The sequence below is a fragment of the Paenibacillus sp. SEL3 genome, assembly GCF_054602585.1.
The window spans coordinates 1,569,428-1,595,636 of sequence record NZ_CM137725.1 but is presented as its reverse complement, the minus strand read 5'-3'; the positions used below and the strand labels follow the sequence as shown (position 1 = coordinate 1,595,636).

At 38.4% G+C, this 26,209-nt stretch carries 19 protein-coding genes and 4 pseudogenes; 11 read left to right on the top strand and 12 right to left on the bottom strand.

Going from position 1 to position 26,209, the window contains the following annotated elements; translation table 11 throughout:
- Nucleotides 1-80: 80 nt before the first annotated feature.
- Nucleotides 81-641, bottom strand: coding sequence for a thioredoxin domain-containing protein (locus ACYCS5_RS07620; protein ID WP_340956909.1), 561 nt, complete (start codon nucleotides 639-641; stop codon nucleotides 81-83).
- A gap of 418 nt (nucleotides 642-1,059) precedes the next feature.
- Here ACYCS5_RS07620 and ACYCS5_RS07615 point away from each other — a divergent pair, with 418 nt between their 5' ends.
- The 3 genes from ACYCS5_RS07615 (at nucleotide 1,060) to ACYCS5_RS07605 (ending at nucleotide 4,453) form a co-directional block, all read left to right on the top strand.
- The gene (locus ACYCS5_RS07615; protein WP_340956907.1) at nucleotides 1,060-2,091 is read left to right on the top strand and encodes a S8 family serine peptidase; all 1,032 of its coding nucleotides are present in this window, start codon (nucleotides 1,060-1,062) and stop codon (nucleotides 2,089-2,091) included.
- A 328-nt stretch (nucleotides 2,092-2,419) separates the two neighbouring features.
- Nucleotides 2,420-3,154 (top strand): LytR/AlgR family response regulator transcription factor, encoded by a 735-nt coding sequence (locus tag ACYCS5_RS07610; RefSeq protein ID WP_322161368.1) that lies wholly within the window; start codon nucleotides 2,420-2,422, stop codon nucleotides 3,152-3,154.
- Complete coding sequence (locus tag ACYCS5_RS07605; RefSeq protein ID WP_340956903.1) at nucleotides 3,155-4,453, top strand: sensor histidine kinase; 1,299 nt, start codon at nucleotides 3,155-3,157, stop codon at nucleotides 4,451-4,453.
- Nucleotides 4,454-4,576: 123 nt separating this feature from the next.
- Here ACYCS5_RS07605 and ACYCS5_RS07600 read toward each other — a convergent pair whose 3' ends face one another.
- Together ACYCS5_RS07600 and ACYCS5_RS07595 are read right to left on the bottom strand one after the other, a co-directional pair.
- Nucleotides 4,577-5,197: an ABC transporter ATP-binding protein gene (locus ACYCS5_RS07600; RefSeq protein ID WP_340956902.1), complete on the bottom strand. Its 621-nt coding sequence runs from the start codon at nucleotides 5,195-5,197 to the stop codon at nucleotides 4,577-4,579.
- Nucleotide 5,198: 1 nt separating this feature from the next.
- The gene (locus tag ACYCS5_RS07595; protein WP_459761017.1) at nucleotides 5,199-6,158 is read right to left on the bottom strand and encodes an ABC transporter transmembrane domain-containing protein; all 960 of its coding nucleotides are present in this window, start codon (nucleotides 6,156-6,158) and stop codon (nucleotides 5,199-5,201) included.
- A gap of 366 nt (nucleotides 6,159-6,524) precedes the next feature.
- Between ACYCS5_RS07595 and ACYCS5_RS07590 the strand changes: the two genes are divergently transcribed.
- The 4 genes from ACYCS5_RS07590 (at nucleotide 6,525) to ACYCS5_RS07575 (ending at nucleotide 12,171) form a co-directional block, all read left to right on the top strand.
- The gene (locus tag ACYCS5_RS07590) at nucleotides 6,525-7,757 is read left to right on the top strand and encodes a radical SAM/SPASM domain-containing protein (RefSeq protein WP_340956900.1); all 1,233 of its coding nucleotides are present in this window, start codon (nucleotides 6,525-6,527) and stop codon (nucleotides 7,755-7,757) included.
- Between the two features lie 21 nt (nucleotides 7,758-7,778).
- Nucleotides 7,779-8,825, top strand: coding sequence for a radical SAM/SPASM domain-containing protein (locus tag ACYCS5_RS07585; protein WP_340956899.1), 1,047 nt, complete (start codon nucleotides 7,779-7,781; stop codon nucleotides 8,823-8,825).
- Between the two features lie 128 nt (nucleotides 8,826-8,953).
- Nucleotides 8,954-9,631 (top strand): ABC transporter ATP-binding protein, encoded by a 678-nt coding sequence (locus ACYCS5_RS07580; protein ID WP_039273985.1) that lies wholly within the window; start codon nucleotides 8,954-8,956, stop codon nucleotides 9,629-9,631.
- Nucleotides 9,628-12,171, top strand: coding sequence for an ABC transporter permease (locus tag ACYCS5_RS07575; RefSeq protein ID WP_459761016.1), 2,544 nt, complete (start codon nucleotides 9,628-9,630; stop codon nucleotides 12,169-12,171). Before ACYCS5_RS07580 ends, ACYCS5_RS07575 begins: the two co-directional genes overlap by 4 nt.
- A gap of 44 nt (nucleotides 12,172-12,215) precedes the next feature.
- On the opposite strand, the pseudogene ACYCS5_RS07570 reads toward ACYCS5_RS07575, so the two are convergent.
- Nucleotides 12,216-13,112 (bottom strand): annotated as a pseudogene (locus tag ACYCS5_RS07570) (IS30 family transposase).
- A gap of 384 nt (nucleotides 13,113-13,496) precedes the next feature.
- Between ACYCS5_RS07570 and ACYCS5_RS07565 the strand changes: the two are divergent.
- The 3 genes from ACYCS5_RS07565 (at nucleotide 13,497) to ACYCS5_RS07555 (ending at nucleotide 14,492) form a co-directional block, all read left to right on the top strand.
- Nucleotides 13,497-13,631, top strand: coding sequence for a hypothetical protein (locus ACYCS5_RS07565; RefSeq protein WP_268988512.1), 135 nt, complete (start codon nucleotides 13,497-13,499; stop codon nucleotides 13,629-13,631).
- Nucleotides 13,632-13,963: 332 nt separating this feature from the next.
- Nucleotides 13,964-14,140 carry a transposase gene (locus ACYCS5_RS07560; protein ID WP_445744868.1) on the top strand — a complete coding sequence of 59 codons (177 nt, stop codon included), beginning with the start codon at nucleotides 13,964-13,966 and terminating at the stop codon, nucleotides 14,138-14,140.
- A gap of 184 nt (nucleotides 14,141-14,324) precedes the next feature.
- On the top strand, nucleotides 14,325-14,492 hold the full coding sequence (locus ACYCS5_RS07555) for a transposase (protein WP_459761306.1): 168 nt from the start codon (nucleotides 14,325-14,327) through the stop codon (nucleotides 14,490-14,492).
- Nucleotides 14,493-15,620: 1,128 nt separating this feature from the next.
- Here the strand turns inward: ACYCS5_RS07555 and ACYCS5_RS07550 are convergent.
- The 4 genes and pseudogenes from ACYCS5_RS07550 to ACYCS5_RS07535 all read right to left on the bottom strand — a co-directional run.
- Nucleotides 15,621-15,761 carry a hypothetical protein gene (locus ACYCS5_RS07550; RefSeq protein WP_155271719.1) on the bottom strand — a complete coding sequence of 47 codons (141 nt, stop codon included), beginning with the start codon at nucleotides 15,759-15,761 and terminating at the stop codon, nucleotides 15,621-15,623.
- Between the two features lie 532 nt (nucleotides 15,762-16,293).
- Nucleotides 16,294-16,561 (bottom strand): annotated as a pseudogene (locus ACYCS5_RS07545) (sensor histidine kinase); the annotation flags it as partial.
- A gap of 14 nt (nucleotides 16,562-16,575) precedes the next feature.
- The gene (locus tag ACYCS5_RS07540; protein ID WP_340956896.1) at nucleotides 16,576-17,421 is read right to left on the bottom strand and encodes an IS4 family transposase; all 846 of its coding nucleotides are present in this window, start codon (nucleotides 17,419-17,421) and stop codon (nucleotides 16,576-16,578) included.
- A 231-nt stretch (nucleotides 17,422-17,652) separates the two neighbouring features.
- Nucleotides 17,653-18,129 (bottom strand): annotated as a pseudogene (locus tag ACYCS5_RS07535) (histidine kinase dimerization/phospho-acceptor domain-containing protein); the annotation flags it as partial.
- 111 nt (nucleotides 18,130-18,240) lie between these two features.
- Between ACYCS5_RS07535 and ACYCS5_RS07530 the strand changes: the two are divergent.
- A pseudogene (locus tag ACYCS5_RS07530) lies at nucleotides 18,241-18,433 on the top strand (IS3 family transposase); the annotation flags it as partial.
- Between the two features lie 714 nt (nucleotides 18,434-19,147).
- Here ACYCS5_RS07530 and ACYCS5_RS07525 read toward each other — a convergent pair.
- The 4 genes from ACYCS5_RS07525 to ACYCS5_RS07510 all read right to left on the bottom strand — a co-directional run bounded on the left by ACYCS5_RS07525 (nucleotide 19,148) and on the right by ACYCS5_RS07510 (nucleotide 25,963).
- On the bottom strand, nucleotides 19,148-21,742 hold the full coding sequence (locus tag ACYCS5_RS07525; RefSeq protein WP_459761015.1) for an ABC transporter permease: 2,595 nt from the start codon (nucleotides 21,740-21,742) through the stop codon (nucleotides 19,148-19,150).
- The gene (locus ACYCS5_RS07520) at nucleotides 21,739-22,416 is read right to left on the bottom strand and encodes an ABC transporter ATP-binding protein (protein WP_322252841.1); all 678 of its coding nucleotides are present in this window, start codon (nucleotides 22,414-22,416) and stop codon (nucleotides 21,739-21,741) included. The genes ACYCS5_RS07525 and ACYCS5_RS07520 overlap by 4 nt, the downstream gene beginning before the upstream one ends.
- 329 nt (nucleotides 22,417-22,745) lie before the next feature.
- Nucleotides 22,746-25,289: an ABC transporter permease gene (locus tag ACYCS5_RS07515; protein WP_459761014.1), complete on the bottom strand. Its 2,544-nt coding sequence runs from the start codon at nucleotides 25,287-25,289 to the stop codon at nucleotides 22,746-22,748.
- Nucleotides 25,286-25,963 (bottom strand): ABC transporter ATP-binding protein, encoded by a 678-nt coding sequence (locus tag ACYCS5_RS07510; RefSeq protein WP_340956888.1) that lies wholly within the window; start codon nucleotides 25,961-25,963, stop codon nucleotides 25,286-25,288. The genes ACYCS5_RS07515 and ACYCS5_RS07510 overlap by 4 nt, the downstream gene beginning before the upstream one ends.
- Between the last annotated feature and the right edge of the window lie 246 nt (nucleotides 25,964-26,209).

Genomic DNA, 26,209 nt, shown 5'->3' with positions numbered 1-26,209 from the left:
AGGGACGTCTTTTTCAAAGAACTCCATCTTGCGAGTCAAAGTTTCAATGATTTGGATCGATCATTTTGAAATGCGAAAGGTTACTGAGGGCAATCAGCGAAAATAGTTTGCAATTCATCCGCATTTGGTCCTGTGCCCACTTGTTGGGCAACAACTTTTCCATCTTTAATATATGCTAATGTTGGAGTCCCTTGTAAATCGATATGATCTCTAAGAAATTGTCCGATAATCGGTCCCCAGTCTCCACCATCCATATTATAGTAGTAAATGGGCTGTGATATATGTGTAGAAAATTCTTTTAAAATAGGAGAAAATTCACGACAATGGGAGCAGCTAGGTCTACCAATATAAAAGTAAAAACCTTCTCCCGAGTTGAATTTGTCCATGGTTTCATTCGCATTCAGTCTAGGCAGATCTTTTACATTATTCTCGTATTCTTCAACAGTCGGATTATTGTCATTTTGCTCTATCGCCGCAGAATTCTTATATTCTGCGTTATATTTATTGTCATTTTGCTCTATCGCCGTAAAATTCTTATGTTCTGCAGCATAGTTAGTATCATTAGCAATGAAAAAGCTTGTCAAACACATACAAAATATAAAAGCTATTTTGAACGGTAGAAATTTTTGTTTTTTTATCATAAGGAACCTCCAAATTATTTTTTTTTGCGTGATTAACTAATTTTCCGGACATATAATTATTTTGATTATCACCTTCTTAAAATATTTATACGGAGCCTTAACAGACTATTGAGATTAATTGCTTCCAGATAGCCTGTATTCTTAAGTTGTAGTTAATCTATGAATAAGGTTACTACGGTTGATCTATGTAGAAATATTACTGTAATAATCAGCGCATATTGTGTCATTTTTCGTCTTGCTGAATACTCTAGTAACTCGTAATTATAAATGGTCAGCATTGAAATTTTAATACATTTTTATCGGAAATTTGCTTTTTATAGCATTAAATTGGTTATTTTATCACTTACACATTCTATATCAAACTAAAGTGCTAATTTATATATAGCATTCTATAAATTTGATAGGATAGGTGAAGACTATGTTTAACAACAAACAAGTAGTCATAATTGATACTGGAATAGACATGACGAATCGTAGCTTAAGTAAACATGTTATAGACGGAGTGAGATTTCAATATTCAGGAGACGAAATTATCGAGGATAATGATTTTCAGGATGACCATGGGCATGGAACTTCTGTGGCAGATACGATTGTGCAAATTTTTAATGAGGCTCAATTTTACATCATAAAAATAGCAAATGAAGAAGGGAAAACGAGTACCAGACTCTTGCATGTGGCGTTGAAGAAATGCCTTAATCTGAATATTAAATATATATGCATAAGCATTTCCGTTACTTCAGAAGGATACTATCAGCAACTTAGCCAAATTACACAGCAGTTAGTGGATCAAAATAAACTTATTTTTGTATCTGTAAAAAATGGTAGTCAGAGTAGCTATCCAGCTAGTTTGCCAACCGTCATTGGTGTAAATGGACAAATGTTCTGTTCAATTGATTCATTTTTGTTTTCAAAAAATAAAGAGATCCAAGCCGTATTTGATGAGGCTCCAATTTTTGTCTATACACTTGCCGAACGATTTGCCTTTTTTAGAGGTACTTCTAAAGCCAACGCTTTTTGTGTCGGATGGAGTATGCGAATTCTATCTTCCAATAGTCATAAAGATAAAATCACATTTGCTGATTATAATCATGTACTTGAACAGTATGCGTTACTACATAAAGTGGAGATACCTATAGTCAAAGATATGTCAGAAAATAAAATTGATAGTAATTTGGTGAAAAAATTTGGAGGGTCTATTGAAAAAGCAATTTATGAAGCTACTAATCATAAAATTGACATCTCTTCCTTATATGAAGGGCCATTTATTTCTCGGTTATCTGGAATAACCTTTTATAATTTTGTGGATTTTTGGAGCAACCTAGAAAAAGAGTTGAAGTATAACTTAATCGATTATCACAGTATAAATATATTAAATGTATGTTCTCTTTCTAGGCTATTGAAATACTTGGAAGAAGTTGTCATTTACTCAAGTACTAAGATAGAGGATTAGCTAATCACATAATCTTCTGTGTTAGTACTTACTTGATATTTAGTTTTAGGTAGTCTTTTAGAGGCGCAGCAGCTTAATGCTTCCTAAATTTTTCATTTTAAATAAATACATAAAAATGTATTTATTTAGAAATATAGTATTGTATGTATATTACTTGAAATGGTATACTATATGTGTGATTATTATTACTTTTTTTGATACATATTCCTATTATTCAGGATTTGAATTATTCCTTACATCTCAGAATTAATTCATTTATGTGAAGTTCACAATTTTATTTATAGACGATACTTTGCGATTAATAATGATTATGCAGGGATGTGTGAGGATGTTAAACATTGCTTTGTGTGATGATACAAATGTCGAATTGGGTCGGATTGAAGAATTAGCACTAAAATATCCTTTTACCAAAGTAGAAGTAGATACCTTTGGAAATGGTGAAAATTTGCTTCAATATGTAACAAAAAATAAAGTTGAGTACAATATCTATCTTCTTGATATTGAGATGCCCGATATGGACGGAATTAGTCTAGCTAAAAAGATAAGAGAGTTTGATAAAAGAGCTGTAATTATTTTTGTGACCAATTATAGTGAATATATGCCAGATGTATTTAAAGTACAAACTTTTGATTATATACTAAAACCAATAAATGAATGTAATTTTTATGAGATTCTCCAAAGAGCGGACCATTATTTACATAGCACGCACAGTTACTTTGAGTTTAGTTGCGAACGAAATAAGCTCGTTTTAAATGCAGATGACATTATTTACTTTGAAAAATGCGGTAGAGCTGTTCGCATCTATACTGAGACAAAAAAGTATACGTGCAATCAGACTACTTCACAAATACTATGTCAACTTGATCCGACGATTTTTTCTCAAATTCATGCTTCATATATTATTAATCTGAAATACGTGATAGGAATGAAGTGCGAAAATGTTCTAATTAAACAAATTATAAACAAAGAAGTTCAGGATACTTATCTGGAATTACCGATCAGTAGAAAATTTAAGAAGGAATTTAAACAAAAAATGATAAATTATATGAGGAAGAGATACTAGTTGAAAAAAGTCATTTTTGATTTTATATTAAATTCTTTTGATCTTATTACCATAAGTGGACTTCTTAATAAGGTACTTGTTGTTAGAAATATTTCCCGAACAACCAAAAATCTAATATTAACATTTATAGTATTATGTGTTGTATTGGTGAATAATAATTTTCTAAATATGAATTCGAATGTAATCTCAAATATTATTTTAATAGTCACAGTGCTTTTTTTTTACTATGACTCTCTGAAGAAAAAGTTTTGGTGGGGTTTAAACGTTATACTAGTAGGTATAGCATCTCATGGGCTATCTTTTGTTATTATTAAAATTTGTTTTCCTGATTTACTTTTTATAACTAAGCATTCATCCTACTATTATGAAATGCAAGTTATGTTATCAGAAGTCATTAAGTTTTTTATATTCTTATGGATACCCTTCATATATAGAGTAGATGATTATCGAAAGAGAAATACATCTAAATGTTTAGATGTATTTTTGATTTCCCTTCCTATAGTTACTCTTATTATGCTGGGCAGCCATTGTGAGTTAATTCTAAAATCTGGTGAGCGTCCTAACCCAATTTTAAGCCTGATTTCTGTAATGGGAGTGCTATCAATTAACATCGCTATGCAATGGACTCATGAGAAACTAAACAAGGCTTATGGAGAAATGATGGAGCAAGAATTAGTGAATCTCAATAATGCGAAAAAAAATAATTATTATGATAACCTGGAGAAATCTCAAAAAGAAATTCGTGTGATTAGGCATAATATGAAAAATGAATTATTGACTTTACAAGGATTGTTGAAAGATCAAAGGAACAAAGAAGCAGATGCTTTTATAAAAGAAATTCTTTCAGATATTGGAAATACTGTAACTCAGAAATATACACCAAACTATGTGCTTAATTATTTGCTCACTGAAAAGATAAGTTTAGCTACTGAGAAGAATGTATTAGTAACTATAGATTGCTTTCTTCCAGAAAAATTTTCTTTGAGCAATAATGTCATAGCTAATGTATTTGGGAATTTGTTGGATAATGCAATAGAGGCCTGTGACAAGATTATTGAAGGTGAAAAATCAATTGATATAAAAATTAAGTATCATGAAAGGCAACTTTATTTAGAAGTTTCGAATTCCTATAATCCAAAGTTTTTAAATAGCAGTCTAGTAACTAAAAAAAAGGATAGGAAAAACCATGGCTTTGGTCTAAAAAGTGTTAGGAAGATTGTGAATGAGAATTCAGGAATCATAGACATAAGAATCGAAGAACATAAATTTTACGTTAATATTGTGTTGTGGGATCTGTAATAGCAGTGAAGAGGGGCAGTCTTCCCGTATTGATTTCAAAATTTCTGTACAAATATCCTACCACTTCTAAGCGGTTTAGGAGAGAAGGATTTATACGGGAAAGGACTGTAGCTTGATCTGAGCTTACAGCAGTACCTGCTCATAATTATTCACAATTTCACTGTCGTGTGTAATTAATATAATAGTATGACTCTCTTTGAGATCATCTAATAGCGAAATAAAATTCTTTTTTACAACACTATCTAAATTTGAAGTTGGTTCATCAAAGATTAATACTTCTTTATTGGTATAGATATTCCGCAGTATTGAGATTAGTTGTTGTTGCCCTCCAGATAAAGAGAGATTCTTACCAATAATTTGCTGTTGGTCATTATTATGAATGAAATTATTGGTATCTAATAATTGGATGTAATAATTTAACTTCTCAACCGAGATACCCTGTTGGCCCAAAGTTATATTATTAAATAGGGTATCCACATACATTACAGGTTCTTGGAAACAAATTGCTATTTTTTTGATAATATCTTTACGCTTCCAATCCCTTAATTCTCGGCCATTAATTATAATTTTACCGGTGTAATTACAATTGATTTTTATAAGTAATTTTAGTAACGTGCTTTTTCCTGCTCCATTGTGACCCGATAGACAAAAAATAGTATGGCCGTGAATAACGAAAGAGACATTTGAAAGTGCCATTTCCAAACCGTTATAACTATAACTGACATCTTTAAACTCTATATTCATGTTAAATCACCTCATCTGCTTTCATAATGGTCTCAATTCTTTCGATAGATACTTTTGCTTGCTTCCAAGCAGCCACATAGTTTGTCACACTTTTAATGGGGCCTATAATCTGATTCGAATAATAAACAAATACCGTTAGTATACCCATGCTGGTTTGACCATCCATTACTAAAATGGCACCAACGCCTAAAAGAAGAACACTTCCAACAGAGGTAATGATTGAAGGAACAGTGGAGGCAATTATAAGTGTGTTTACTCTCTTTCTATTAGCCTCAAGTGATTTCCCCTCCAAAGGCATATACTTTCCAAGAATATAGTCCTTTATGTCCATTCCGATGGAATAAAGGAGTGAAACAAGGGTATTTCTGATATAAAAAAAAGAATTGTCGTAGGCTTCCATAACTAATTTAGTCTTTTGAGTGATTTTTTTATTAAGGAATATTTGACAAATTAAAGTGAAAATCATGATCAAAAGGATAAGTGCAAATAATTTGTAGTTGTAAAGTAGTAATACGATACAAATCACAATTAGAAAAAGTAAGTTGGATATTAGCATAGGAATACCATTGGATATCAATCTTTCGATTATCCCGATGTCGTTCATAAACAGAGATAATAATTTATCATTGTTAGCAGTTATAATTTCTCCTGGTAAAACAAACATCTTTTCTAATAACTTCTTCTTCATATTGTAAGATATTCTTTTTCCTAATTCTGCAAATACAAATTCAGAAATTAAACTACATAGGTGAGAAAATATATATAATCCAACTGTAATACCTATAAATTTTATAATTAAAGACAACTCTTTTGAAACTAATCCTGCATCAACAATTCTACTTATGTATTGAGGAATTATCATGCTGAGTATTGTATCTAAAGCTTGGAAAACCAATATCAATATAGTAAAGAAATGAAATTTGTGAACCCCTTTAAAAAGCCAATTATATTTTTTATACATAAGTTTATCCGCCTTCCTGATGCAATTATAAAAGCTTTAAAGAAATAGGTTAAAGAATATGTACTATACTTTGACGTTGTGAAACTATTCATTACTTTCTATTTTACTATTGGATATCTGATTATTATATTCATGACATAAACCACTTTTTTAATGTCATGAAATACATTTTATTAGACTTCGATACAAACCATTTGTATGTAGCACCATAATCTTTTTATGTCATTAAAGCATCGAATTATGACATAACAACAATTATTAGAGGATTTAATGATGTATTTAATAGAAAAAAGCAATTGGATTGTATGGGTCTATCTAGTTTTAGTAGATCACTTATTCTTGAACTAGTCGAAAGGAGATTAGAATGTGGCATATGTTTTTAATCCTTATTCACATGAATTATTTCATGATGATCAGGTGATTATTGCAAATACAAAGTCAGGTATTTATATGAAAACATCTAAATCTTATTATCTTGTGCTAAAGGATATGGTTAATAACGGGGAAATTCAGTTGCTACTAAATCCCGCAAAAAGTTCACAGCATATCGAAGTTGTTCATAATTTAACGAATCTTTTTCATGAATTAGTGAATATTCAATGCATTCTCACGGAAGATCAATTATCAGATGTTTATAAGGAGTCAGTTGATGTTGTATATCTAGCTTTAACGAATAGGTGTAATTTACATTGTAAACATTGTAGTGCTTCGGCTGATATAAGGTTTACCGACGCTTTAACAACAGAGAAAGTAAAAAAGGTTATTGATCAAATTGTTGTCCTTCGCCCTCAGGCTATTAATGTAACTGGTGGGGAACCTATGATGCGTATTGATATCATGCATATATTGGTGTACCTGAGAAGCAAATTTGATGGTATGGTTTTGTTGTCCACGAATGGTCTATTCATTTCTGAGAAAAATGCTGAACAGCTTCTTGAATACGTAGATAAGGTTTCCTTTAGTGTGGATGGTTATGATGAAGACACTTGTTCCCAAATTAGAGGAAAAGGCGTTTTTAATAGGGTGATTAAAAGCATTAAATTATTGCAAAGCAAGGGTTTACAAAAAATTGCCTTGTCGATGACAATTACTAACTATACCCTTGATGGGGGAAAAGAAAAATTTTTGAGTTTATGCAAGGAATTAAAGGTTGAACCTATATTGCGCACCATGACACCTGAAGGAAGAGCTGGAGAAAATAGCGATGAGATTTTCCCGGTGAAACCTTTTGATGGTGATCTCACCTCAGAAGATGTTGCATGTCGTCTTTGTTCACCTGGAAAAAGGGAATTGTTCATCGGGGGGGATGGGAATATTTACCCCTGTGGTGGACTGATGGAGTCTGTAGATTTTGTGTTAGGAAATGTATTTGACAATAATATAGTAACACTCCTAGCCGATAGCAATCTAACAACGGATTATGCTCAAATTGAACGTATACGACCTTGGAACTTTGAGCCATGTGCTGATTGCGATGTTCATTTATTTTGCCATCACTGCATTAGTAATATTTATTATCTGTATCAAAATCAACAGTTATTCGATTCCGTTTGTCAAAGGAAAAAGAAGCAACTTCAGAAATTAATTTGGAATAACTAAGTTCATAAGGAGGGCGACAAAATGAATTTCACCTTTTGGGTGACAGAAGATTGTAATTTGAAATGCAAATATTGCTATGTTAACAAAGCACCAAAAACGATGGAGCAAAAAACTGCAACTAAAGCTATTGAATTTATAGAAAAAGTACTTACTGCAAACCCTGAAAAGCAAAATGATAAGATCCATATAGGGTTACATGGGGGGGAACCACTGCTTAATTTTCCGATTATTCGATTTTTTATTGAGGAACTGAAGTTAAAATTCTCAAATAACATTGATTTTTCAATGACAACAAACGGGACAATTCACAGTAAAGAGATACTTGACTATGTTGTAAACCATGTCCAATTAACTGTAAGTGTGGATGGCGAGCAGGGAAGCCATGATCTTAATAGGGTATATAAAAATGGACAGGGTAGTTATAGACGGGTTATGGAGACTATTGAGTATTTAAACAACCAAGCACAATTTTATCGTGTAAGAATGACGGTTACGGCTAACAACGTCATGCATTTTGCTGAAAACTATATTTATCTTTCTGAGAAAGGCTGCCCGCTTGTCACCTTTGCTATAGATGAAAGCGATCCCCATTGGAACAAGGAGCTTATGCGAATTTATCACCATAATCTTAATGATATTTTTACCTATATGGTTGAAAAGGATCTCAGGCATGCGCAATATCATTTATACAACTTTAAAAATGAGTACTTCCGTCCAAGAGGGGCCTGCGATGCTTGCTTAACAAGCTTCCATTTCTCCAGCACAGGTGAAATTTATCCTTGTATTTATGCGGTAGGACACAGCGAATTTTCTATGGGCAATGTGTTTGATGGTTTGAATTTACAGCAATTGTCCAACTTGCATAAAGTTAATCAACACGAAGAGGGAACTTGTACTCGCTGTGCAATGTATAATAATTGTCGCAGCAAAATGTGTAAAATTATCAACAAAATACAAACTGAAAATTATTATAAAGCTTCTCCTGTATTCTGTACGGCTCAAAAAATCCATTATTCCACGGTAAAAAGCTTTGAGCATATATTAGAAAACTTTGCGGTAGGTAAGTAATTTACAATTAAATCGTTAGAATTATTACAATACTGTTAGATTTGAGAAAGATTGTGGAAAGATTAATATGATAATGTCTGTATTGTGGATTACTACGATACAGACATTATTTGTTTGGAGGAGAGCAAATGAAGATATTAGAGACCAAGAATCTAAAGAAAATTTACGGCAGTGGAGATACCACTGTTCATGCTTTGAACGGAGTGGACTTGAAGGTAGATCATGGAGAGTTTGTTGCCATCATTGGTACATCTGGGAGTGGAAAATCCACCTTGCTACATATGCTCGGTGGGCTGGACCGACCAACAAGTGGAAACGTCACGGTGGATGGAAAAGATATTTTTCCACTAAAAGATGAAGAGTTAACGATCTTTCGTAGACGAAAGATCGGGTTTATTTTCCAAAATTATAATCTGGTTCCTGTTTTGAATGTACGAGAGAATATAATACTACCCATTGAATTGGATGGGAAGCAACCAGATAAAGTCTATGTAGAAAAAATTGTGAATACGCTGGGGCTTGAGAATAAACTAGACAATCTGCCGAATAATCTTTCGGGAGGACAGCAGCAGCGTGTAGCTATTGCAAGAGCATTGGCGACGAAACCGGCTATCATTTTGGCAGATGAACCCACTGGTAACCTAGACAGTAGAACCACTCTGGATGTCATGGGACTTATTAAGGTGTCAAGCCAACAGTTTCGCCAAACGATCGTGATGATTACCCATAACGAGGAAATCGCGCAAATGGCGGATCGTATCATCCGTATTGAGGACGGTAAAATTATCGGTGGTGATATAAAATGATCAAAGTTAGAAATAAAAAGGCAATCCGCAATTTGGCAGACAAAAGCTATAAGGCCAATAAAACGAGAAACCTCATTGCCATTATAGCCATAGCTCTCACTTCATTGCTATTTACAACATTGTACACTATGGGGCTGGCCACCGTGGATAACATGCAACGAGCTATGATGCGGCAGTCTGGTGGGGATGGGCACGCCGTGCTTAAAAATATCAATGAAGAGGTATTTATAAAGATTAAACAGCACCCGTTGATCAAAGAAATAGCGTATAGACGTATATTATGTGACGGTGTTTTGAACAAGGAATTTTTAAAACGCCAAACGGAGTTCTGGTATTACGATGATGTGGCATTAAAGCTAGGATTCATTAAGTTGGATGGAGGTCATAGACCTATAGCCGAAAATGAAGTGATAGTAGATACTCATACGTTGCAATTGATGGGTGTTCCCTTGAAAATTGGCGCACCTTTGACACTAAAGCTTAATATTCGGGGTGAAGAAGTGCGACGCGATTTTGTTCTTTCCGGTTGGTGGAAGAGCGACCCACTATTTAATGTAGGACAAATCTACGCTTCTAAAGCATATCTAACGGCATATGCCACTGAACTGCAAAACACACATAAAGAAAACCACTTCTACACTGGTACTATTAATCCCTATATCATGTTCGACGATAGCCTTAATCTGCGGAGCAAGCTTGATCAAGTAATTGTAGAAAGCGGATACTCCTTGGATAAAGAAGCAGAAAACTATGTGGAAAGCAATGTTAATTGGGCATACCTATCAACCAACTTCATTATGAGTCCTGGAATTATCGTGGCACTCATTTCAGGCCTACTACTAATCATGTTGACAGGGTATTTGATTATCTATAACATATTTCAGATTTCTGTAATGCGTGACATTCGTTTTTATGGTCTTCTGAAGACGATTGGGACAAGTGGCGGGCAGATTCGCAGGATCATCCGCAGACAAGCTCTACTCCTTTCCACCTTCGGAATTCCCATTGGCTTAATTATAGGTTACATGGTTGGTAAGTCGCTTGTGCCATTGATCATGAAAAACACCAAGGCAGCTAGCATAGAAATATCGGTATCCCCAAGTCCATGGATTTTTATATTAGCTGCGTTGTTCGCAATTATGACTGTATCTATCAGCATCTATAAACCAAGCAGGACGGCTTCAAAAGTGTCACCAGTTGAGGCGATAAGATATGTGGACCGAGACCTCAAGAACAAGGTAATGCTGAAAAAAACTACTCAAGGAGTAAACATGCACAGCATGGCACGTACCAATTTGGGACGTAACAAAAAACGAACTATTTTGGTGGTCACCAGCCTCTCTTTGAGCCTTGTATTACTGAACACGACGTTTGCGCTCTCCCAAAGTATGGATATGAATAAATATTTGTCTTCCCGATTCAGTGACACAGACTTCCTAATTGGACATGCAGATTTGTTTAGACAGAATTTTGAAGGTTTAGAGAGTGAAACTTCTGGAAGTATTATTCGGGCCGTACAATCTCAACCTGGATTTGAAGGAGGAGGCCGTTTGTATGGTGACCCTCAGCTGTTAACAGTGGAGAAACCAAAGAATACTACTATAGAAACAAGTGATAGGCTTGATGCTTACAATAACTATACGGCACAAGTATATGGGCTTGAAGAGCTGCCGTTACACCAACTGCAATTAATTGACGGTGAACTGGATTACGGTTTATTAACTTCAGGAAAGTATATTCTGGAAGGAGTTGAGCTCAATGATAACGGCAAACCGAAATCGGATTGGATAAAATACAAGGTTGGTGACAAGATAACTCTCCATAGCTATATGGGCACCAAGGAAGCTCCAATGGACAAAGAGTATACAACGCATAAATTCATAATACTTGGTCACGCAGCAATTAAAAACTCCAATTCTGATCGCAGATTAAGAGACTACAACTTTTATCTTCCAGCGGATATTTATAAAAGATTGACACCGCATCCTATTGTGATGAGTTATGCTTTTAATGTATCCTCTGATAAGGAAACAACCATGGAAACTTTCTTAAAAAGCTACACAAAAATAGTAGAACCCCTAATGGATTACCAATCCAAGTTTACAGTAGAAAATGAAGTATCGGATATGCGAAAGACGGTCAGTTTAATTGGGGGCACGCTTAGTCTGATCATTGGCTTGATTGGGATCCTGAACTTTTTTAATGCGATTTTAACCAGCATATTAACGCGACGGCAGGAATTTGCCATGCTACAAAGCATTGGTATGACCAAAAAACAGCTGCGCAGTATGCTAGCCTTTGAAGGACTGTACTATACAGTTTGTACAAGCGTATTTTCTATCCTTTTGGCTATCATGTCCTCTTTGTTTATTGTAAAACCTATCAGTAGCATGATATGGTTTTTTAGTTATCATTTTGTGATCTGGCCTGTATTAGTTATATTGCCGCTTTTATTTGCTCTTGGAGTGATCATTCCATTAGTAATTTATTTTTTGAACAACAAACAAAGTATTGTAGAGCAACTTCGGCAGGCAGAGTAAATATTATTTTTATTGAAATTTTCTATTATTTATAAGACGGATTGTCAAGCCAAGTGCGACAGTTCCTCTGAAAAGGATTCGTGAGCGGTTTTCCAGCCCATGCATTTTCGGGGGCTGTGATTTATGAAGTGGAGAGCTGCCTCCAAGGTCTCATCTGTGATTTGGGCGAAATCCGTACCTTTAGGGAAGAATTCACGCAAGAGGCCATTGGCATTCTCGTTAGAGCCTCGTTGCCAGGAGGAATACGGATCTGCAAAATACACCTGTACGTTATGGGTAGCTTCCAGACTCGCATAGCAGGCAAACTCTTTGCCACGGTCAACTGATGCGGTTTGAAATGCCCCGGAGGGGTATTGGGAGGCGGCTACTCCAAAGGCGATCTCCATGGACAACGCAGTACGGTCAGGCACCGAATGGCGGTGTACAGACGTGTTTTGCGTTCGATAAACGTGGTCACACAGCCCTTGCTTTTTCCACGGCCGGAGACGACCGTGTCCAGTTGCCCATGACCAAATGTTTTCCGGGATCGAACCTCTTTGGGACGCTGGGTGATAGACTTGCCTATCGCAAATGTACCACGTCTCTCCGCTGGCTTCTGCCCTTTTCCTTTGTGCCTGAGGACCGTGAGAATGCCCTTCTCTAAACGTCCGTGATACAGCCAACGATATATCGTTTTAAAGCATACGATCGCACGCCTCTCCTGACGCAATCTCTCCATGATCTGCTCGGGGGACCAGGTCGCTTGAAGCTTATTTTGGATGCTACTAGCCAGCTCTGGCGTCCACTTGCCCTGCAGGAACCGAAGCCTTGCGGCGCTGGACATAGCTCTTCTGAGAGGTCTCAGCACGGTAAGGCTGCTCTGTTGCATTTCGGCGGATTCCCGGCTGATGCAGGATTTCTAGCTTGCTGCGTTCGATTATGCTAAGATGTGAGTAGCTCATGGTGGATTCTCCTTGTGTGAATGTGGGTGTAGGAACTTTCATTCTACACGAATCCGGTCATGGGCTCTTTGTCTATTTATATCCAGTAGGTGTCGCACTTCATATTACAATCCGTCATAAATTAAAGTATTCTGCAAAATATCGATTACGTAACTGACATTGTATATTGGTATCCATCTGGAAAGTTTATATATAATACCTAACATAACAGAAGAACGGTTTTTTATTACATTTGTATTTTAATCTTGGTTATTGATTGTATTCTATATAAGATCAATTATATAAATAAGAAGCTACTATTACCTCTCAAGGGTTGATGGAGAACTATTAAATAAGTTAACTATGCATCTGATATATATTAATTTAATTAAAGGAGAGTATACAATGGAAAAATTAGAATTATTGGATGTGGATGAATTTGATATGTCAATTCAAAAATGTGATGGGAGCAGATGTCAGTATGATTGTGCTCCTGATAGTAATGGGAACTGTAGTGCTGCTTGGACTGGATATTTATAAAATAGCAAATTTAAATTTCTGAATTATAAAAGACATGTGCGGATCTAAGCAGTAAAACTCAGATGCATAGTTATCCTTTTTGTGAAAAAAGTAATCTGAGTTTGGAGTATTGGTATGAATAAACGCAAGAGATTCTCTACTAAAACAACGATTTTCTTTTTATTAGAAAATCGTTGTTTTGTTATCTTTAATTTTACCTTCTTTTAAAAAGAAGACAACTGTACTATTCGTAAAATACTCACTAGGGAGTGTCTGAAAACTATCTATTGATTCAAATAAGGAATCACAGCATAATTTTACAGGAGAGAAATCACAAGGAGGCCTGTAATCCAATGCTAAGTCATGAAATTAGGGATCAGGATTGGGAACGGATTCACGGTCTATTGCCAGCCGAAAATACAGGCGAAGGCAGACCCTCGAAGCCCAATCGAGTGATGCTGAATGGGATTTTTTGGAAGGTGAAAACAGGCGCTCCCTGGCGTGATTTGCCGGGACGTTTTGGTCCCTGAAAAACCGTGTATTCCCGGTTCGCTTGTGGAGCCAAAATGATCTTTTTCAAAACATATTTGAGGCCTTGGCCAGCGACGCTGACTTGCAGGATGTCTCCATCGATAGCACTTCCTGCAAGGTTCATCAGCATGCAGCGGAGGCTAAAAAGGGGCTGAGAACGCCGAAACCCATCAAGAGACCGGACTGTCCCGAGGCGGCCGAAACACCAAAATTCACGCTGTAGTAGATGCCTTGGGTAATCCCATTCGCCTGTTTTTAACACCTGGAAATATCCATGACAGCACGGTGGCCATTGAAGTTCTCTCTGGTGTAACGCGGCCTGGAACTGTGGTTTTAGCTGATAAAGCCTAAGGAACTCTGAACATTAGAACATATATCGAATCTTAAGACGCTATGTTCTGCATCCCGCCAAAGTCTAATGCGGCACATCCTTGGGAATGCGACTTTTACTACTATAAAGAACGGCATGTGGTGGAATGTTTTTTCAACAAACTCAGGCAATTCCACGGGATTGCCACACGGTATGATAAGCTTTCTCGAAACTTTCTGAGCTTTGCCTTTTTTGGCTTTTGCCATGGTTTTATTGATTTAGCACCACTTGGTTGAGTTTTCAGATACACCCTAGTTAATTCCGTTGAATCTTTAAAGAAAGTAATCGTGGAGGCTCGTAGGAGATTTTTTCTACCCAAGATCCACTACGATTAACGTAGCAAACAAGGTTGCCTAGGTTCTTTATCATGGAAAATGAAGAGGAATAAGGCTGCATATAGCCTTGAATTCGGTGTTTCCTCTAGTGTCTATAGTCGCCATGAAAGTCCGGTTGGTTAAGAATTTTATCAGCTAGGCAACATACTAATTAAGAAACAAAACTTGAAAAAATAAATCATTATTACCTCTTCATTAACGAAGGGCAAGGAAATCTTACATACCAGTGGGGAACCACGCAATGACGTTCTGAGAAGTGCCTGCGTAGTGATTTTTGGCGATGTCAACAGACATTAAATTAGCGTGACGATGAAACTGATGTATGTTGCGGAGTAGAAGTCGCAGCGATGTACAGAGCCTGTTGGCGGATCGCACTGTTTTTTCGAGGATTAAGCAGGATCTAAATGTGTTACTCTGTTTGGATTACCTATGACGGGCAACGCTTCTCAGCCTTAATCGACTATGTCTTACTCTATAAATGTCACACACGATTTGCATGAAAAAAACCTCGCATTATGGAAGGATTTCCCGATATTTTAAATGTTATATTTAATTAATCTAATAAGATGTATTTCAGGTAAACTAGGGATTTTATACAATCAGCAGATGCGCTATTAAAATTTTAAAGTTTTGATGCTAAACACAAGCAGCACGTATCGGCAGAATGCTGAAACGTGCTGCTTGTGTTTAAAATAAGATAACTATGCATCTGAGTTTTAGTACCTAGATGTATACATACCGTTTATTGAAATTTAAAAAATTAATTTGCTATTACTACAATAAACCAGTAAAAGCAGCACTACAGTATCCCTTACTATCAGGTGCACAATCATACTCACAGCTATCTGCATCACAAATTGGTCCTTGGATTGACATATCAAAATCTTCTATATTCAATAACTCCAATTTTTCCATTGTTTACTCTCCTTTAATTAAATTGATATATATATCAGATGCATAGTTAACTTAATTAAATAGTGCCCATAAGTTTTGGGAAGCGATAGTAGACCTTTAACAGACTATTCATATACAGGATACGACCAAACGCCTAGTGAAAAATACAATTGTAATAAAAAACACTTTTTCTGTAATACTTGGTTGCCTGTGAAATTTTAATAATCCATTAAACCATGCCCTTTTTATGGATGAAGCTTTTTATTTCATTCACTGACTAATCCATTTCTAATATCGAACATTCGTTCTGTTTGTCACTAATAATGGTAATAATGAACCAAATAACATGGAGAATTAAATACTTAGCTTACTACTGCAGGATGTACCAGTAATCGCGACTAAAGGTACATTACCTCTTAAGGAGTCAACGACAATATCCTCGTTGCTCACCTCTTGAGTTTTTAATAGAGTAATTAAACTTCTCCTCCATGAGAAAATAGTATGTATTTCAGTGTTTTATAAAACAGGACATGCCATACTTAAAATTCCTCAATTAAATATTTTTCATAGAATTACTTGCTATCGGAAGAAAAATTGAGAAGGTCGAGCCGCTCCCCGGACTTGGTCGTAACTTGATGTTGCCCCCTCAGCGGCAATGATTTCTCTCGCCCAAAATAGCCCAATACCAACTCCCTCCTTCGAGTTCACAGTTTGTGATCGATAGAACGCTTAAAGATTTTGCTGTGTTCTTCCTGTGAAATTCCAATTCCGTTATCGGTGTTATCAATACGGCCGAATAAATCATAGGCAATCACCTGAATAACAGGTCTGTTGATTAACCAGAATAAGTAATTTGATTCATAGAAGCAGAGATACGCTCAAGAAGAACATGCTGAATCTGGATCAGCCATTCCACTGGTAGTTTTTGCAGAAGAAAAAGACGAGAAAATCGAGCAAAGGAAAGAATGGCATGTTTGGGCCACGCCGTTTGAGCAGCATCAAATAACCATTTAAGCAGGACATAAACGATGAGCGCGCAAAAGAGTTGACCATAGACCGCATTTTCGGTCGTGCCAAACAGCGTTGGGATATTCAAATGTTGCTTGATCCATCGGAAAAAGACTTCAATCTGCCATCGAGCCTTATACATCTGTGCGATTTGTTCCGCCGTGACCTGCATTAAATCGGTAACGACTCGGATTTCTCGACCTTCAAAATCTCGAAACATCACCACACGATGACGCTGCTTGGAACGACACTGTGGTGTCCCTAACTGGCAGGTGATATCCCGAATGACGGATGAATCTACCTCCTTGAGACGGGAAAGGGCATGAGGCTTTTCCAAATGGACGTTGTCCCGAAGCCGAATGACAAAGGATTGTCCTTGGATTTTGAACTCATCCAGACGCTCCAATTTTCCATAGGCACGGTCCATCACCACGATGTAATCCGGTTGAGCTAACGCTTCACTCATGGGGCCATCATGCTTGGAGCCCAGCGTTTCGACCACTTGAAGAGGTTGCCCATCTTCTGCTCGTAAAGCGACATTAAGCTTAATACCTGCACGCTCCCCGTGATAATGAGCCCAAGGTAACCGCGTTTTTCCCACCGTCATCGTGGTAGAATCGATGAGTAATAGTTCTTTTGGAAAGTTAGCTTCCGGCGAGCTTCCCAGTTGCATTTGCGAACAAGTAGATGGAAAAGTTCCTTAAATACGGAAAACGGGACTTCGGCGGCTTTGGTGGAAAAGCGTGAATAATGGACGACAGGCAGGCCAGAGAGAGGCGCAAAATCTACGCTGGATCGATAGCTTCTCCATTGTTCCAAGGCAGCCACACACCAGTATTGGAGTACATGGTATACCGTGAACTTGCGGGCTTTGTCTTCATAGCAACGGAGATCCCTTTAGCATCTGCCTTGGCGAAACTGTGATAATCTCCGTTTCAAGTTTGCGAGGTTTTCAACATTGCATGTATAAGGAAATGAAGTTTTTCGGCTTGTGTGGATAGAGATTTTATGCAAGAGGAGCTATCCTCCAGCAAATCATATTCGCTAAGCAGTTGTGAGTAAAGGAAGATGTTAGCAATAGGTGTTTCGTTTGATGTGAGATGTCAGAAATGAGCTCGTTTATTTTATTTGTTTATGCCAACAAATTTTTCGAAGAAACGGAGCAAATGGAAAGAAATTGCGCAGGCTTGGCCTCTACTGCTGACATAACGGATTCGTCAAAAAAACGCTCTGAGAACTCGCCACTAATTGCAGCTTCAACCATATGATCAATAGTTTTCATTGTTTTACGTACGTTATTACGATATATAAGAATGACAGCCCCAGCAAAGAATAAAGTAGTAACGGCACCTCCAATACACACATAGTTCAGGGGAGTCATTTTTCACCGCCCATGTGTAAGCCGATCCCATATATGTCTTAATGTACTGGGGACAGGAGGGAAGATTCTCTAGCTTGTCACGTAGCCTTTTTATGGTGACTGACAAGCTAGAGGATCTTCCTAGATCCATGCCGTTTGTATGGCAGCCAGAAGGTTAATAAAGCTTTGGTTCAACAAGGAGTTACCGTGTCGGAAAAAACGGTAGTACGAATCATGAAGGAGCTTGGTTTAAAGTCCAAAACCATGAAAAAAATACAAAGCAACCATGAACTCCAAACATCAGCTGCCTGTTGATGCGAACCTCTCTAAATCAGTATGAACGGTTGCACCGAAAACCCAATTGAAATCCTCTACTTTGGGTATCCATTCTAACAGTAGTCCACTCTATTTAATTATGTCGAAAAAGTAGCTGATTTTTACATTAAAAGAATCAGGGGTACATACTAATGTATCTTAATAGTGAAGGGAGGTGATTACATGGAAAATCTCGAGATTTTGGTAGCCAATGATTTTGATATGATAGTACAAAAAGACTGTACTGGTAGTTGTACCTCAGATTGCCAAACACAAGATGGTCATTGTGATTGTAATGTCACCTGTTGGTGGTAGCATTCCCACATTAGAATTTTTGCTTGTTAAACGATTAAAGGCGGAAAAGGAGAAGTGTTTACATTTCTTCTTTTTTTTGCGTTCTATAGATATGCTTATAATTTCCTCATCTTTCTTGACTTTATAGTAGATCTGCGTCCATATAGACAATCGAATAGATACCTTCATAGGGCGATTATGAAGACGATTTAAGAGTTTCGTGGGTGATCCAATTCTGTGCCGTAGTCAGCTTATTCTCCTTGATGGATGTCCACAGTTGCTCTTTCACCAAGGTCCTATGTTTTTTCTCATTATTTTAATAAATTCAGGGAGGTTAGGGAACGGGCACTAATTATACAGTTGAGCAACTAAGAAATGACCTAGCCAGAAGTTTTTGCTAGGTCATTTCGTTTCTTGACTAGGGGGAGATTTATTCTGCTGTTCGCAGTCGTTCTACGATAGTTTTCTTGTTGCTCAGAGAATAAATAGCGAGAGGAAGACAGATCCCAAGCACGAGCAGAACAGGCAGCACGAGGATCAGCGGCCAAATAATAAATTTATAACTCATAAACCACATTACGTTACTCAAGGGTCTTGCAATCAAGACGGAAAATAAGCTTCCTAATAAGATGGAGCATATGCTAGTACCGAGCACATAGTACAGACCCTCATAAATGAGCATTGTCTTTAATTGTTTAGTAGTCATACCGATACTTTGTAGTATAGCAAATTCTTGATGGCGGGTCAGAATGCTAGTTAGAAGCGCGTTTGCAAAATTAAGAGTACCAATCAAACCGATAATAACGCTGAGCATACCGCCAATCATCAAAATAGTATTTCGCATACCTAATAACGCGGTAATTACGGTAGATTTGGATCGATAGTGCATCGTTCGCTCCTTTACTCCGGTATAGTTCTTTAAGAAGCTCTCCATCGTTTTTTCTTTACTGTTGGATACATTAAAATCATAACTCATCACCGTAGGCTTCTTCACAAGTGTTTTGTAGATATCCGCCGGAAGAAAGAATTCAACATTAGCACCTATTACACCATTATTAATTCCTTTTCGGGCGACATGACCGAGGACTGTGAATTCATGGCTAGTATACTCCTGGACTTTTGCTGTGTCCATATAGTTATGAAGGACAACCTTTTCACCTATCTTATATGCCGAATATTTCATTTTGGGATTACCATCGTTATCCAGTATGACATTTTCCAGGATATATTTACCCGAAGCCAGCTTGCCATAATCAAGCTCACCGTCAATTAGTTGTAGTCGGTGAAGAGGAAACTCTTCGAGACCATATGCTGCTGCTGATATGTTGCCACGAGCGTCGGTGTCGTATGGTAAAGAGCCACAAGCATTAATGCCTGCTGGCGTTGCAGATAAGTTGCCACGAGCGTCGGTGCCGTCTCCCTTTAAGGTCTCTTTACAATCAGCAGTGAGTAAATTGCTGCCACTGTACAATCGTCCACCTTCTTCAAAACCAGGTTGTGCTTGTACGGCCTGGATATAACTTTCCGTTGTTGCATTGTCAGGACCTGTGAAATGTTCTTGAAAATAACCTGCATGTGCAATCACAAAGTCAGCGTCAATGCTTCTAGACACATATTTATCCATATCCAGACTTTGGGATAATGTAAAAGTAATATTCAGTAGCGCCAGACTTAGAGAAAGGCCAATCAGCACTAAAGTAGTCCGCTTCTTATTGCGCCCTAAGTTGGCTTGAGCCATCAGCGGCATTTTAGCACCGTTAGTTGATTTTTTAAGTTTTTTCTTACCCTTTTTGATAGCTCCGTCTACGTATCTTACTGCCTCGATTGGAGACACAGTCGCTGCAATCCTAATAGGCTTATAAATACTGATGATAACTGTAATGGCTGCAAACAAAGCGGAGCTGATAAAAATCCATGGGTTGGGGGATAGGGTTACCTCAGCGTGCCCAAAAGTGTTCATAAGCAGAGGGAGAAGCGATTTTCCGACCCCAAAACCCACAAGTAAGCCGATGGGAACTCCGACCAAGGAAAGAAATAATGCCTGTCTATGAATGAGCCTACGGAGTTGGCTACTGCTTGTGCCGATGGTTTTTAGAAGACCGTAGAAACGAATATCACGCATCACCGAGATTTGGAAAATATTATAGATGATCAAATAGCCAGTAAGCATGATCAGTAACAGACCACCAGCTAAGACAAAGACGACTTCAGGGTTCGAACTGAAAGTGTTGGAAAAATACGTCCAGTTCACAGAACTTGCAATGTAGTTCGGTGCATTTTGGTCTAGGGAATAACCGCTTTCTGTAATCACTTGATCAAGTTTTCCCTGGATGTTCGAGCTGTTATCGAACATGATATCTGCCCTGATGGCTCCGGTCCGATTATAATCCTGCTTATATGTGTTAATTAATTCTTCAGCATGGGCATCCACATAAGCTTTAGAAGCATAGATTGTGCCTACGTCCATCCCGGCGGCGAGGTCACTCTTCCACCAGCCGGCGAGGATAAATTCACGCTGCACCGTTTTGCCGTGAACCTCAAGCTTCAAGGTCAACGGAACGCCCTCTTTCAGGGGAATACCCAGTAACTGTAAGGTGCTAGAGTCCGCGATAACCTCATTTTCTGCCACCGGTTTGTGGCCTTTTTCTAGCTCAACCAATCCTAGCTTTAGCCCTAGATCGTCACGATACCAGAACTCTGTTTTGCGCTTTAAAAATTGCTCGTTTGTTACCTTTTGACTTAACGAGCGGCAATATGCTATCTCCTTAATAAGAGGGTGGTCTTTGATGTGATTAAATTCCTCATCGTTGATAAATTTGAGAGAAGCATGCGCTTCCCCACCGGCCTGTCGCATCGTTGCCTGCTGGAAACTTTCCATCGCGCCAATCCCCATAGTAAACACAGATGTAAATAACAAAGTGGTTAAGGCAATAGCGATAATCGCAATAATATTGCGAGTTTTGTTCGTTTTCAAGCTCTTGTCTGATAAATTACGGATTACTCTTTTGTTCTTTACCTTGATCATTTGCCTTTACCACCAACTATTTTACCGTCCTCAATACGAATGATCCGATCGGCCATTTGCGCAATTTCCTCGTTGTGGGTAATCATCACCATTGTTTGGGCGAACTGTTGGCTGGATACCTTAATCAATCCCATTACATCCAGACTGGTTTTACTGTCCAGATTTCCGGTGGGTTCATCAGCCAAGATAATGGCGGGCTTGGCTGCCAGTGCTCTGGCAATGGCTACACGCTGCTGTTGTCCACCGGAAAGATTGTTTGGCAGATTATTCATTTTGTGGTCAAGGCCCAAGGTATGTACTATTTTATCTATGTGGGTTTTGTCTGGTTCTTTACCATCCAGTTCAATGGGGAGCACAATATTTTCATAGACATTTAAGACGGGCACCAGGTTATAATTTTGAAACACGAAGCCAATCTTTCGTCTGCGGAAAATAGTTAATTCTTCGTTTTTCAATGTGAAAATATCTTTGCCGTCAATCGTAACACTTCCGCTTGTCGGACGATCCAGTCCACCCAGCATATGGAGAAGGGTGGATTTGCCGCTCCCGGACGTACCAACAATAGCGACAAATTCACCGCTTTCCACCTCCAGATTCACGCCGTCTAAGGCATGAACAGCAGTATCTCCGTTCCCGTAATGCTTCCTTAATGCCTGAGTTTTCAATAAAGTCACTTTTGTTTCCCTCCAAGAAATAGTCTGTATCTCCTTGCTATACTATACAGACCGTATCATAATAATCTTTCAACAATCTTTCTGAAATCTAACAATGTTGAAAGAATAACCTGCCTATGGAAAGAAAAATGGAAGAGGTGGAGCCGCGAAGATTTTACCATATTCCTCTTCCACAATGCCTATGGAATGCAGAGTAGGGTATGGGGAAGCAGCTACGGTAAGTAGGTCTTTCACCAAAAGGCCTTATATAGCCAGCGATAGATGGTTTTAAAGCATACGATAATGACCTAGCTATAAGTTTTTGCTAGGTCATTTCGACTAAGGGGGATTTATTCTGCTGTTCGCAGTCGCTCTACGATAGTTTTCTTGTTGCTCAGAGAATAAATAGCAAGGGGAAGACAGATCCCAAGCACGAGCAGAACAGGCAACACGAGGATCAGCGGCCAGATAATAAATTTATAACTCATAAACCATATTTGGGCACTCAAGGGTTTCGCAATCAAGACGGAAAGTAGGCTTCCTAATAAGATGGAGCATATGCTGGTGCCGAGGACATAGTACAGACCCTCATAAATGAGCATTGTTTTTAATTGTTTGTTGGTCATGCCAATGCTTTGTAGTATAGCAAATTCCTGATGCCGGGTCAGAATACTAGTTAGAAGTGCGTTTGCAAAATTAAGAATGCCAATCACACCAATAATAATACTGAGCGTACCACCGATCATCAGAATTGTTTTTTGCATACCTGAAAGCTCGGCAATTACGGTGGATTTGGACCGATAGTCCATAACGGGCTCCTTTGCTTCGGTATAATTCGTTAAAAAGCTCTCCATCGTTTTTTCTTTACTGTCGGATACATTGAAGGCGTAACTCATCACTACAGGCTTCTTGACAAGCGTTTTGTAGATATCCGCCGGGAGATAGAAGTCAGTATAACTAGCAACGTCTACACCAGAATTGGATGATTTTATTCCGACATGACCTAGAACTGTGAATTTATGGCTAGTATACTCTTGGGCATTTGCTGTGTCTATATAGTTATGAAGAGTAACCTTTTCACCTACTTTGTATACGGATCGTTTCATTTCAGGATTTTCGTAATCGTCTAACCAGACTCCTTCCAGAATGTACTTTCCCGAAGCTAGCTTGCCATAATCAAGTTCACCATCAATTAATTGTAGTCGGTGAAGGGGGAGATCTTCAAGCCCATACATTATTGCAGATAAGTTGCCGCGAGCGTCAGGAGTGACGATTTCCCCCTTCCCCTCTTTGTTATCTTTATGCTCGATAGCGAATAGATTGCTGCCACTGTACAATCGTCCACCTTCTTCAAAACCGGGTTGTGCCTGTACGGCCTTAATATAGCTTTCCGTTGTTGCATTGTCAGGGCCTGTGAAATGTTCTTGAAAATAATTAGCATGTGCAATCAGAAAGTCAGTGTCATGGCTTTTAGACACATACTTATTCATATCCAGACTTTGGGATAATGTAAAAGTAGTATTCAGTAGCACTAGACCTAGAGAAAGGCTAAGCAGCACTAAAATAGTCCGCTTCTTATTGCGCCCTAAGTTGACTCGAGCCATCAGGGGAATCTTAGCACCGTTAGTTGATTTTTTTAGTTTTTTCTTCCCTTTTTGGGTAGCTCCGTCTACGTATCTTACTGCCTCAATCGGAGACACAGTTGCCGCAATTCTGCTAGGCTTATATGCACTGATCATAACTGTTATGACTGCAAACAGAGCGGAGCCGATAAAAATCCATGGGCTGGGGGATAGGGTTACCTCAGCGTGCCTATAATTGTTCATAAGCAGCAGAGGGATAAGCGATTTTCCGACCCAAAAACCCCCGAGCAAGCCGATGGGAACCCCGATCAAGGAAAGAAATAATGCCTGTCTGCGGATAATTCTGCTGATTTGCCTGCTGGTTGTGCCAATGGTTTTTAGAAGACCGTAGAAACGAATGTCACGCATCACCGAGATTTGGAAAATATTATAGATGATCAGATAGCCAGTAAGCATGATCAGTAACAGACCAATGGCTAGGGGAAAGACGGCTTCAGGGTTCGAACTGAAAGTGTTGGAAAGATAAGCCCAGTTAACATTACTGTTAATATAGTTTGGTGCATTTTTGTCCAGGGAATAACCGCTTTCTGTAATCACTTTATTAAGATTTTCTTGCATGTTCGAGCTGTTATCAAACATGATATCTGCATTGATGGCTCCGGTCATATCATGGTCCTGCTTATATGTGTAGCGTAATTCTTCGGCATGGGCATCTACATAAGCTTTAGAAGCATAAATTTGACCTCTGGCTATCGTGGCGGCGGGGTCACTCTTCCACCAGCCGGAGAGGATAAATTCACGCTGTACCATTTTGCCGTGAACCTCAAGCTTCAAGGTCAATGGGGCGCCCTCTTTCAGGGGAGTACCCAGTAACTGTAGGGTCTTAGAGTCCGCGATAACCTCATTTTCTGCCACTGGTTTGTGGCCTTTTTCTAGCTCAATCAATCCTAGCTTCAGCCCTACATCGTCATGATACCAGAACTCCGCACGACGCTTTAAAAATTGCTCGTTTGTCACTTTTTCACTCAACAAGCGGCTATATGCTATCTCTTTAATAAGAGGGTGGTCTTTGATCTGATTAAATTCCTCATCGTTGATATATTTGATAAAAGCATGCGCTTTCCCACCAACCTGTCGTATCGTTGCCTGCTGGAAACTTTCCATCGCGCCAATTCCCATAGTAAACAGAGATGTAAATAACAAAGTGGTTAAGGCAATAGCGATAATCGCAATAATATTGCGGATTTTATTCGCTTTTAAACTTTTATCTGATAAATTACGAACCGCCTTACTGTTTTTTACTTTGATCATCGGGTCGCACCACCTACTATTTTACCGTCCTCAATGCGGATGATGCGGTCTGCCATCTGCGCGATTTCTTCATTATGAGTAATCATCACCATCGTTTGGGCGAACTGTTGGCTGGATACCTTGATCAACCCTATGACATCCAGGCTGGTTTTACTGTCCAGGTTGCCAGTAGGCTCGTCGGCCAAAATAATGGCTGGTTTCGTCGCCAGTGCTCTCGCAATGGCTACCCGCTGCTGCTGCCCTCCCGAAAGATTACCCGGTAGATTATTTAATTTGTTCTCAAGCCCCAGCGTATTCGTAATTTGGGTCAGATAGGCTTTGTCTGGTTGTTTCCCATCCAGTTCAATGGGGAGCACGATATTTTCGTAGACATTTAAGACTGGAACTAGATTATAATTTTGAAATACGAAGCCAATCTTTCGTCTGCGAAAAATAGTCAATTCTTCATCTTTGAGAGAGAAGATATCCTTGCCGTCAATCGTGACATTTCCACTGGTTGGACGATCAAGTCCACCCAGCATATGGAGAAGGGTAGATTTGCCGCTCCCGGACGTACCAACAATAGCGACAAATTCTCCGCTTTCCACCTCCAGATTCACGCCGTCTAAGGCATGAACAGCAGTATCTCCGTTCCCGTAATGCTTCCTTAATGCCTGAGTTTTCAATAGGCCCATATACATTCTCCTCCACAAAAAAATGTCTGTATCGTAGTCATCTACAGTACAGACATTAGCACACTAATCTTTCTACAATCTTTCTGAAATCTAACAGTGTTGAAAGAATAACCTGCCTATGGAAAGAAAAATGGAAGAGGTGGAGCCGCGAAGATTTTACCATATTCCTCTTCCACAATGCCTATGGAATGCAGAGTAGGGTATGGGGAAGCAGCTACGGTAAGTAGGTCTTTCACCAAAAGGCCT

Coding starts and splice junctions, on each gene's coding strand:
- ACYCS5_RS07620 (WP_340956909.1), bottom strand. CDS start 641: ATGATAAAAAAACAAAAATTTCTACCGTTCAAAATAGCTTTTATATTT.
- ACYCS5_RS07615 (WP_340956907.1), top strand. CDS start 1,060: ATGTTTAACAACAAACAAGTAGTCATAATTGATACTGGAATAGACATG.
- ACYCS5_RS07610 (WP_322161368.1), top strand. CDS start 2,420: ATGTTAAACATTGCTTTGTGTGATGATACAAATGTCGAATTGGGTCGG.
- ACYCS5_RS07600 (WP_340956902.1), bottom strand. CDS start 5,197: ATGAATATAGAGTTTAAAGATGTCAGTTATAGTTATAACGGTTTGGAA.
- ACYCS5_RS07595 (WP_459761017.1), bottom strand. CDS start 6,158: ATGTATAAAAAATATAATTGGCTTTTTAAAGGGGTTCACAAATTTCAT.
- ACYCS5_RS07585 (WP_340956899.1), top strand. CDS start 7,779: ATGAATTTCACCTTTTGGGTGACAGAAGATTGTAATTTGAAATGCAAA.
- ACYCS5_RS07580 (WP_039273985.1), top strand. CDS start 8,954: ATGAAGATATTAGAGACCAAGAATCTAAAGAAAATTTACGGCAGTGGA.
- ACYCS5_RS07575 (WP_459761016.1), top strand. CDS start 9,628: ATGATCAAAGTTAGAAATAAAAAGGCAATCCGCAATTTGGCAGACAAA.
- ACYCS5_RS07565 (WP_268988512.1), top strand. CDS start 13,497: ATGGAAAAATTAGAATTATTGGATGTGGATGAATTTGATATGTCAATT.
- ACYCS5_RS07560 (WP_445744868.1), top strand. CDS start 13,964: ATGCTAAGTCATGAAATTAGGGATCAGGATTGGGAACGGATTCACGGT.
- ACYCS5_RS07550 (WP_155271719.1), bottom strand. CDS start 15,761: ATGGAAAAATTGGAGTTATTGAATATAGAAGATTTTGATATGTCAATC.
- ACYCS5_RS07540 (WP_340956896.1), bottom strand. CDS start 17,421: ATGCAACTGGGAAGCTCGCCGGAAGCTAACTTTCCAAAAGAACTATTA.
- ACYCS5_RS07525 (WP_459761015.1), bottom strand. CDS start 21,742: ATGATCAAGGTAAAGAACAAAAGAGTAATCCGTAATTTATCAGACAAG.
- ACYCS5_RS07515 (WP_459761014.1), bottom strand. CDS start 25,289: ATGATCAAAGTAAAAAACAGTAAGGCGGTTCGTAATTTATCAGATAAA.
- ACYCS5_RS07510 (WP_340956888.1), bottom strand. CDS start 25,963: ATGGGCCTATTGAAAACTCAGGCATTAAGGAAGCATTACGGGAACGGA.